This is a genomic window from Pseudoalteromonas sp. S2721, assembly GCF_005887425.1.
Taxonomy (GTDB): Bacteria; Pseudomonadota; Gammaproteobacteria; order Enterobacterales; family Alteromonadaceae; genus Pseudoalteromonas; species Pseudoalteromonas simplex.
The window spans coordinates 20,103-29,608 of record NZ_PNCZ01000064.1; the positions used below are offsets into that span (position 1 = coordinate 20,103).

At 42.0% G+C, this 9,506-nt stretch carries 10 protein-coding genes; 2 read left to right on the plus strand and 8 right to left on the minus strand.

Annotated elements, in window-relative coordinates; all coding sequences use genetic code 11:
- Positions 1 to 14: 14 nt before the first annotated feature.
- The 6 genes from acpP to yceD all read right to left on the minus strand — a co-directional run bounded on the left by acpP (position 15) and on the right by yceD (position 3,990).
- Positions 15 to 251 carry an acyl carrier protein gene (acpP, locus tag CWC02_RS18630; protein WP_016707440.1) on the minus strand — a complete coding sequence of 79 codons (237 nt, stop codon included), beginning with the start codon at positions 249 to 251 and terminating at the stop codon, positions 15 to 17.
- 238 nt (positions 252 to 489) lie between these two features.
- Entirely contained in the window at positions 490 to 1,236 is a 747-nt protein-coding gene (fabG, locus tag CWC02_RS18635; protein WP_054554714.1) for a 3-oxoacyl-ACP reductase FabG, read from the minus strand.
- Between the two features lie 11 nt (positions 1,237 to 1,247).
- Complete coding sequence (gene fabD, locus CWC02_RS18640) at positions 1,248 to 2,174, minus strand: ACP S-malonyltransferase (RefSeq protein WP_138600107.1); 927 nt, start codon at positions 2,172 to 2,174, stop codon at positions 1,248 to 1,250.
- A gap of 70 nt (positions 2,175 to 2,244) precedes the next feature.
- Positions 2,245 to 3,273, minus strand: coding sequence for a phosphate acyltransferase PlsX (gene plsX, locus CWC02_RS18645; protein WP_054554712.1), 1,029 nt, complete (start codon positions 3,271 to 3,273; stop codon positions 2,245 to 2,247).
- An 11-nt stretch (positions 3,274 to 3,284) separates the two neighbouring features.
- Entirely contained in the window at positions 3,285 to 3,455 is a 171-nt protein-coding gene (gene rpmF, locus CWC02_RS18650) for a 50S ribosomal protein L32 (protein ID WP_036967969.1), read from the minus strand.
- A gap of 10 nt (positions 3,456 to 3,465) precedes the next feature.
- A complete protein-coding gene (gene yceD, locus CWC02_RS18655) occupies positions 3,466 to 3,990 on the minus strand; it encodes a 23S rRNA accumulation protein YceD (protein ID WP_054554711.1) in 525 nt (174 codons plus the stop codon).
- A 141-nt stretch (positions 3,991 to 4,131) separates the two neighbouring features.
- Here yceD and CWC02_RS18660 point away from each other — a divergent pair, with 141 nt between their 5' ends.
- The gene (locus CWC02_RS18660; RefSeq protein ID WP_138619745.1) at positions 4,132 to 4,728 is read left to right on the plus strand and encodes a Maf family protein; all 597 of its coding nucleotides are present in this window, start codon (positions 4,132 to 4,134) and stop codon (positions 4,726 to 4,728) included.
- On the opposite strand, the gene CWC02_RS18665 is transcribed toward CWC02_RS18660, so the two are convergent.
- Positions 4,676 to 5,368, minus strand: coding sequence for an HAD family hydrolase (locus tag CWC02_RS18665; RefSeq protein WP_138619746.1), 693 nt, complete (start codon positions 5,366 to 5,368; stop codon positions 4,676 to 4,678). The two genes, CWC02_RS18660 and CWC02_RS18665, sit on opposite strands and share 53 nt — an antisense overlap.
- A complete protein-coding gene (rluC, locus tag CWC02_RS18670; protein WP_054554708.1) occupies positions 5,355 to 6,323 on the minus strand; it encodes a 23S rRNA pseudouridine(955/2504/2580) synthase RluC in 969 nt (322 codons plus the stop codon). Before rluC ends, CWC02_RS18665 begins: the two co-directional genes overlap by 14 nt.
- Positions 6,324 to 6,942: 619 nt before the next feature.
- On the opposite strand from rluC, the gene rne reads away from it, so the two are divergent.
- The coding region (gene rne, locus CWC02_RS18675) for a ribonuclease E (RefSeq protein ID WP_138619747.1) at positions 6,943 to 9,506 on the plus strand (2,564 nt) is incomplete at its 3' end.

Consider the following 9,506-nt stretch of genomic DNA (forward strand, 5'->3'; position numbering starts at 1 on the left):
CAAAATGCGTAAAATTACTCAGCGTGAGCTGTAACGTAATCGATTGCAGCTTGAACTGTAGTGATCTTTTCAGCTTCTTCGTCTGGGATCTCAGTGTCGAACTCTTCTTCAAGAGCCATTACTAGTTCTACAGTGTCAAGTGAATCAGCACCTAAGTCGTCAACGAAAGAAGCTTCATGTTTTACTTCTTCTTCTTTAACACCTAGTTGCTCAATGATAATTTTCTTTACGCGTTCTTGGATGTCGCTCATTCTTCTTTCCTTTATTAAAAACGCCAATGCGTTATTTTCAGATTGCGGCGTAGTTTACGCCGCATAATTCTGTGATTCAAGGATTTGCTGATAATTACTTATCTGGTCAAACCTCTCGAATAGTATTTGTTCATTTATCGCTTATTTTCATAGCGAATTCAAGTATGTTTAAAGCAAGATCACAAAAATTTCAACAATTTTCGATAATCTTTCGCTAGCAAATTTTTGCTAACTTTCATTAAACCATGTACATCGCGCCATTTACGTGCAATGTTTCGCCTGATACATACGCAGCAGCGTCAGATGCTAAATAGCATACCGCAGCAGCGATTTCTTCAGGTTGACCTAAACGCCCTGCAGGTACATTTGCAAGCGTAGCTGCTTTTTGGTCTTCAGTCAGCTCGTCTGTCATATCTGTTTGGATAAAACCCGGTGCAACAACGTTCACTGTGATGCCACGTGATGCCACTTCGCGTGCTAATGACTTAGTAAAACCAATTACACCCGCTTTCGCTGCAGCATAGTTAGCTTGACCCGCATTACCCATAGTGCCCACTACAGAACCGATATTAATGATACGACCATTTTTCTTTTTCATCATAGGGCGTAAAACAGCCTTTGATAAACGGAAAATTGAGCTTAGGTTCGTGTCGATGATGTCATCCCACTCACCGTCTTTCATACGCATTAATAAGTTATCGCGAGTAATACCTGCATTGTTAACTAATACGTCGATATCGCCTAAATCAGCCTTGATCGCAGCAAGTGTCGCCTCAATCGATTCAGGATCTGTAACGTTAAGGGCATAACCTTTACCGTTGTCACCTAGATATTCACTGATTTTAGCAGCACCTGATTCGCTTGTTGCAGTACCCGCTACTTTTGCACCTTGTGCAACTAGCGTATTTGCAATCGCTTTACCAATACCACGGCTTGCACCAGTGATTAGGACAACCTTGCCCTCAAGAGAAAATAAATTTGTCATTCTATTCCTACTTATTTCGCTTCATCAATAGCAGCTTGCGTATTAACCGCACCACATACCATTGCTTTATCAATTCGTTTAGCAAGGCCCGTTAATACTTTACCTGGGCCAAACTCATAGCTTTGTGTGATACCTTGCGCAACTAATGCTTGTACAGTTTCAGTCCAGCGTACTGGGCTGTAAAGTTGACGTACTAATGCATCTTTAATTGCTTCACTTGATTGCTCAGCTTTTACATCAACGTTGTTGATTACATCACACTTAGGTGTATTAAATGTTAAAGTGGCTAAATCAGCAGCTAATTTCTCAGCAGCTGGTTTCATTAGTTCACAGTGAGAAGGTACGCTTACTGCAAGTGGTAAAGCACGTTTAGCACCTGCTTCTTTACATGCTTCTGATGCACGCTCAACTGCCGCTTTATGGCCGGCAATAACAACCTGACCTGGTGAGTTGTAGTTCACTGGTGAAACCACTTCACCATTTGCTGATGCTTCACACGCTGCTTTGATTTCGTCGTCACCTAAGCCGATGATTGCAGCCATAGAACCAACACCCGCAGGTACTGCTTCTTGCATATATAAACCACGATTTTCTACTAGTTTAACTGCTTCGCTTAAGCTTACAACGCCAGCACAAACTAATGCTGAATACTCGCCTAAACTGTGACCAGCCATAACAACATCGGCATCAGGGTTTGCGTCTAACCATTGACGGTAAATAGCAACACTAGCTGTAAGAAGTGCTGGTTGTGTACGATGGGTTTGATTTAATTCTTCTTCTGGACCATTTAGTACAAGTGCAGCTAGATCATAGCCAAGAGCTTCAGATGCTTCAGCGAATGTTGCTTTAGCAATTTGAGAATCAGCTAATAGTTCAGATAACATGCCCACAGTTTGTGAGCCTTGACCTGGAAATACGAGTGCAATTTTATGTGCCATACTTTGCTCTTATAATTAAACAAAAAAATATTCTGTAGCAGGCAGCATAACAAGTTTTAGATATGCTGCACTACTTTGTTGTTGGATGTGTTTGCTCAAAAATCGCAGCGATTTTTTCAGGGAGTTGGCGTTCGACTTCCCGCGCGGCTTCATCAATAGCAGCATGAAACGCCTTTGGTGAGGCATTGCCATGGCTTTTAACAACAATACCGCGCAATCCTACCAGACTTGCGCCGTTATACTGGTCGGGGTTCACCCGCTTGTAGAGTTTTTTTATCACTGGACGCAATAAAAACGCTAAACTTTTGTATAAGAAATGTTTGTGTAAGGCTTTGGTGAGTTTATGCATGATCAGTTTGGCAATACCTTCACAGGTTTTTAATGCCACATTACCTACAAATCCTTCGCACACAATAACATCGGCTTTTCCGCTGAAAATATCACTACCTTCACTGTAACCTGTGTAGTTGAGATATTCACACTGCTGCATTAACTGTGCAGCTTGTTTTATTCCTTCATGCCCTTTGATGTCTTCAGAGCCAATATTCAATAAACTAACTCTTGGGTTATCACACCCAAGTGCCTGCCCTGCTACCACAGAACCCATAATGCCAAATTGATAAAGGGTTTGTGCGTCACAATGCACATTAGCGCCTAAATCAAGTAAATAAACAGGGTTTTTACGTTCGGTTGGAACAGCAGAGATTAATGCAGGACGTTTTACGCCTGGAAGCATCTTTAATACATAATGCGCCATAAAAAATAACGCGCCTGTATTACCAGAGCTTACACACGCTTGCGCTTCACCCGATTTAACTAAATCGAGGGCAACTCGCATTGATGAATCTTTTTTAGAACGAACCGCTGAAGCAGGTTCACACGCATTTGTGACGACTTCGCTACAATGGCGAATAATTAAACGAGGGTGTGAAACAGAATCGAGTGCTTCGAGTTCTTTTAGAATAACTTGCTGATTACCACATAAGATGAGTCTTAAGTTGGTATTAGCATTTACCGCTTGCACGGCAGCGGGGATAGATGAACGGGGGCCGTAATCGCCCCCCATCATATCTAACGCTATGGTTAGATTGGTCAGCATATAGCAATCTCTTAGTTAGAAATTACTTTAACGCCTTTGTAGTAACCGTCAGCAGTTACGTGGTGACGACGGTGAGTCTCACCAGAAACTTGATCTACAGTTAAAGTTGGACCACTGATCGCATCGTGTGAACGGCGCATGCCGCGTCTTGCACGAGACTTTTTGCTTTTTTGTACAGCCATTAGTCTTCTCCTAAGAATCTTTCTTAAGTTGTTTCAAAATATCAAATGGATTTGGTTTGTCATCTTTTGCTGCTAATTTACCAAAGCTAGTAGGCTCTGATGAATAACTGCATGAAGCTTCGTTGTGTGTAGGCACTATTGGAATAGCTAAAATCAGTTCGTCTTCGATTAACTCAAATACGTTGATTTCACCGTTTTCGTCAAGCTCTACTTCATCGTAACCTTCAGGTAGATGATCTGACTCTGCATCCAAACCAATTGGCGAATACACAAAGTCTTGTTCCAAATCCAACCCTAATTCTCCATTACAGCGTTGGCAAGTTACAGTTACATGTGTTGATAAGTTACCACTTATTACCACTAAACCTTGCTCGTCAATTTTGCAATGAATCTTTACCGCTATTTCACCTGCTTCCTCCTGCACAACTTGCTCTAAACGAGAAAGTTTTTCAAGCGGGACAATACCGTCATACGTTAAACGATGTTGAGCTGCTTTGCTGGGATGAAGAGTGATGGGAATTTTCACCTTTTGCATAGGGGCTGCATCATATAGATAGTTAGTAAGTTAGTCAAAGTAAAAAACCAATTTTGGTAGGTTTTTAACGATCTTCTGCTTTGTTTTCGGATTCATTGTGGCTTATCCTTGGCAAAATACAATTTTCATCCAGAATTTATTATGAAACCAACACTTATATTAGCGTCAAGCTCACCATTTAGACAGCAATTATTAACTAAGTTTAACTTACCTTTTCAAAGTTTTTCTCCAGATATTGATGAGTCCCCTATCGCAGCTGAAACACCAGAGCAATTAGTTGCTCGTTTAAGCGAGCAAAAAGCCCGAGTTGCCAAACAACATTTTAGCGAAGGATTGGTGATCGGCTCTGATCAAGTTGCGGTATTCAACGATACAATTTTAGGTAAACCTCATACTAAAGAGAATGCCATTAAGCAGCTATCATCATTTAGTGGCCATACAGTGACCTTTTTAACGGGTTTAAGTGTTTTTGATATACAAAGCGATAAAGCAATTACCACCGTGGTGCCATTTGATGTGACATTTAAAACACTCACACTTGAGCAGATCAATGCTTATTGCGATGCAGAGCAGCCTTATAACTGTGCAGGTAGCTTTAAAAGTGAAGGATTAGGCATCTGTTTATTTGAAAAGCTCAGTGGCGATGACCCTAATACATTGATAGGCCTGCCACTGATCACATTAACTAAAGTGCTGGCTGAGTTTGATGTTGACGTGTTAACGCTGCAAGGGGCGTAGTTAAAACCTGCAAAAGTTGTTGGTATGAATCAACAACACATAACGGCGTATGTTGTTGCAACTGCGCCGGGCTATGGGCACCAAAACTCACTCCAATACAAGCAATGCCTGCGGCATTAGCCATTGCCATATCGAGTTGGCTATCGCCAATCATCACAGCATCGCTTTTTGCGATGCCCTGCTCACGTAAAATTTGCTCAAGCATATCTGGAGATGGCTTCGACTCAGCATCGTCAGAGCATTTTATATTCACAAAGTACTTACCAAGGCCTGACTCATTAAGAAGCCTATCAATGCCTTCACGTCCTTTACCGGTAGCAACAGCCAATTGCATACCTGCATCGCTTAACTGCTTTAAAACGGATTCTACATCTTTAAATAAAGGTGTAGGTGTAACATCTAACTCACGGTACTGTGCTTTGTAACCTGCAACGAGTTCGTCGCTTAAATGTAAATGCGCCGGAAAAAGCACTGCAGTGGCTTTTGCCAGCGATAAACCAATAACGTCTTTCGCTTGTTGCTCTGTTGGAACAGGAATACCTAAGTCTCGCGCAGTATTTCGCAAGCAGGTGACAATTTTTGGCACAGAGTCCATCACTGTGCCATCCCAATCAAAAATAACCAGCTTAAACTTGTTCATTATCTGCACGTAGCTTTTTGATACAATTTTGAAGTGCATTATCGAGTGGCGCTTCAACATGCATGGTTGTTTCATTTTTAGGGTGCATAAAACGTAAATCGTGGGCATGTAAAAACAAACGATTTAAACCAGTCAGTTTATTCACGTATTGATCGAACTCTGCAACGCCATATTTATCATCACAAGCAATTGGATGACCTTTACATTGCGTATGCACACGAATTTGGTGAGTACGCCCCGTTACCGGCGACGCTTGTACTAATGAGCACTCAGCATATCGCTCAAGCACACGAAAACGCGTGTGCGATGGTTTACCTTCAGTATTATCAACACGCACCACACGCTCACCAGACTTTAAGGTGTTTTTACGAAGTCCTTCGGTAACGTTTTTCGTTTTAGAATCCCATTGACCATCAACTAATGCCCAATAGTTTTTCTCCATGGTTTTTTCACGTAACTGTTTATGTAAATCAGTTAACACTGAACGACGTTTAGAAATAAGCAAGCAACCTGATGTGTCACGGTCTAGTCTGTGTACAAGCTCTAAACTACGCTCTTCAGGACGAAGTACGCGAAGTGCTTCGATTAAGCCATAACTTAGGCCACTGCCACCATGCACAGCCATACCCGAAGGCTTGTTGATCACCATTAAATACTTGTCTTCAAACAAAATGGCGTCTTCAAGTTGTTTTACTTTATCGAGTTTTTTTGGCACAAACTCTTCTTTTTCGGCCACTTTGATAGGTGGAATACGAATCACATCGTTTAGTTGTAGTTTGTAGACAGGTTTTATGCGTTTTTTATTTACTCGCACTTCGCCTTTACGAAGGATTTTATAAACTGCACTTTTAGGCACACCTTTTAGGTGAGTAATAAGAAAGTTATCAATACGTTGACCTAGATGGTCTTCACCTATGGTAACAAACGAAACTTGTAAGCCGGTTTTTTCTGACATTGCCTAATCACTGATTTAAGTAAATAATTTAGTTGCTAACGCGACTGTAATAGTGGGATAATCACCGTCGCGAACATAAAGTTTGCAAGTAACAACGGTGCTTTTATCACATTAATACATTCGTGAAGCATATTCTGGGTTGCCGATCATACAGATCCGCGCTAAGTTTTCCAAAGCTTTTATAATTACCCAGCCAACACGAGCGTTCAATTATCGGCGATGCGCGTAATATATTGCCTGAATAATTTGAGCACGAATGTTGATTAATGAACATAAAAAGCAATTGAACAAGATAAATTGACTGATAGTGACGACGTAGCAACGTCATTCAGAAGCAGCTGTTGTAGCAAGACATTGAATAAAAATTTGAACATGGTCGACTTCGGGACAAAACTCGTAAATTAAAACCGCAGAATTGGCGGCAGTTTTGACACCTATAAGAATTTAATAACGTGACAACATGTTATTGTCAGCCACACTTAGTGATGCTCAATGTAAGCAAACAACTTCAGGTTTTGACTTTACCCAGTCGTGAGACTGCACAAAAACAACCGTCAGAAACCACTGAACAGACGAGCTTATATCGTCATGTCAGCGACAGAATTAGTAGAGTAACAATATGAAACGTATGCTAATCAATGCGACGCAGCAAGAAGAAATGCGCGTTGCACTGGTTGATGGCCAGCGCCTGTATGATTTAGACATAGAGAGCCCAGGTCACGAACAAAAAAAAGCAAATATTTACAAGGGTAAAATTACCCGTATCGAACCGTCACTAGAAGCTGCCTTTGTTGATTATGGCGCTGAGAGACACGGTTTCCTTCCTCTTAAAGAAATAGCCCGCACCTACTTCCCACAAGGCTATACATTCCAAGGTCGTCCAAATATCCGTGACGTGATCAAAGAAGGCCAAGAAGTCATTGTGCAAGTTGATAAAGAAGAGCGTGGCCAAAAAGGCGCTGCGTTAACAACTTTTATCAGCGTTGCAGGTAGCTATTTAGTACTTATGCCTAACAACCCTCGTGCCGGTGGTATTTCTCGCCGTATCGAAGGTGATGAGCGTACTGAACTTAAAGAAGCACTAAGCCGTTTAGAACTACCTAAAGGCATGGGCTTAATTGTTCGTACAGCAGGTGTTGGTAAATCATTTGAAGAACTAGAGTACGACTTAAAAGCACTATTAGTGCATTGGCAAGCGATTCAGCAAGCTGCTGATAGCGGCCCTGCTCCGTTCTTAATTCACCAAGAAAGTAACGTAATTTTCCGCGCAATCCGTGACTATTTACGTCGTGACATTGGTGAAATTTTAATTGATAAAGCACGTGTATTTGAAGAAGCGAAAGCGCATATTGAGCGTTTCCGTCCAGATTTCATGAGCCGCGTTAAGCTTTATCAGGGCGATGTACCACTATTCACTCACTACCAAATTGAAAGCCAAATTGAATCTGCTTTCCAACGTGAAGTTCGCTTACCATCAGGTGGTTCAATTGTAATTGACCCAACTGAAGCACTTACGTCTATCGATATCAACTCATCTAAAGCCACTAAAGGCGGTGATATCGAAGAAACAGCACTTAATACTAACTTAGAAGCAGCAGACGAGATTGCCCGTCAATTACGTTTACGTGACTTAGGTGGTCTTATTGTTATCGACTTCATCGATATGACTCCACCACGCCACCAACGCGAAGTAGAGAATCGTTTAAAAGACGCTGCTCGTCCTGACCGTGCCCGTGTTCAGATTGGTAAGATCTCACGCTTTGGTCTGCTTGAAATGTCGCGTCAGCGCTTACGCCCTTCATTAGGTGAAGCAAGCCAAGGCCCATGTCCTCGTTGTAATGGTCAAGGTACGATTCGTTCTAACGAATCAATTGCATTGTCTATCCTTCGTTTAATCGAAGAAGAAGCAATTAAAGACAATACATCACAAGTAAATGCACAAGTGCCTGTGGCTGTTGCCGCTTACCTATTAAACGAAAAACGTCGTAGCGTGCAACGCATCGAAAAGCGCCATAACGTTGATGTTGTGATCATTCCTAATCAACACATGGAAACGCCACATTACGAAGTAGTTCGCTTACGTAAAGACGAAACAATCGAAACAGTAAGCTACGAGCAAGTTGTTGCTCCTGAGCCAGAAGCATTTGAAATGGCTAAAGCGCCTTCAGCACCAGTTCGTGAAGAGCCGGTTCTTAAAGGTGTTGTTATGCCTACTACACCTGCACCTCAAGCTGCACCAAAAGCTGAGCAAACAACGCCTGCGGCTAAAAAGTCAGAAGGTGGATTATTTGCTGCAATTGGTAAGTTCTTCAAGTCGTTATTCAGCAATGCCGAAGAAGAAGCTGAAAAAGAGCAAGAAGAGAAAAAAGCTGCACAAAGACGTAGCAATAATCGTCGCAACAACGACAACCGTCGCCGTAGCAACAACCAACGCCGTCGCAACTCTCGCAATAAACGTCCTGACGATGCACAAGCTAAAGAAGAAAACACAAATACTTCGAATAAGCCTGAGCAAAAAGAAGGTAACGAGAATCGCAACAAACGTCGTCGTAACTCTAACAACAGAAAACGTAATGAAAAACGTAATGATGATGTAGAGCAAACAAATAAAGACACTGCACCAGAGACTAAGTCTGAGCAACCAAAGGAAACTAAACCTAAGGTTCGTCGTCAACGTCGCAACTTACGCAAAAAAGTTCGCGTAACAGATGAAAGCGCAGATGAAGCAAAAGCAGTACAAACAACTGAAACAACTGAGCAAGCACCTAAAGCTGAAAAACCAGCTAAGCCTGCAAAAGAAAAAGTAGCAGTTGAAACTGAGCAAGCAGAACAGCCTGTTGCTGAAAAGCAAGTACCTGCAGAACCAGTAAAAGCTGACGCTGAACCTAAACAAGCAGAGCAAACTGAATCGGAAGTTGAAACATCAACTGATGAAGAACAAGCTCAACCTCGTACACGATCTCGTCGTTCACCTCGCCACTTACGTGCTGCTGGTCAACGTCGCCGTCGCCCTGAGCATGATGAAAAGTCGAGTGATGACAAAGCTGATGCGCCAGCATTTATTCCTGTAGCAGATCAAGCTGCTGCTGAATATGAAGCTGAGCTAAAGGCAAAACAGGCTCAGGCTGAAACTGAAGAACCAGTAAAAGCTGAAGAGCCTGTTAAAACTGAAGAACCAGTTAA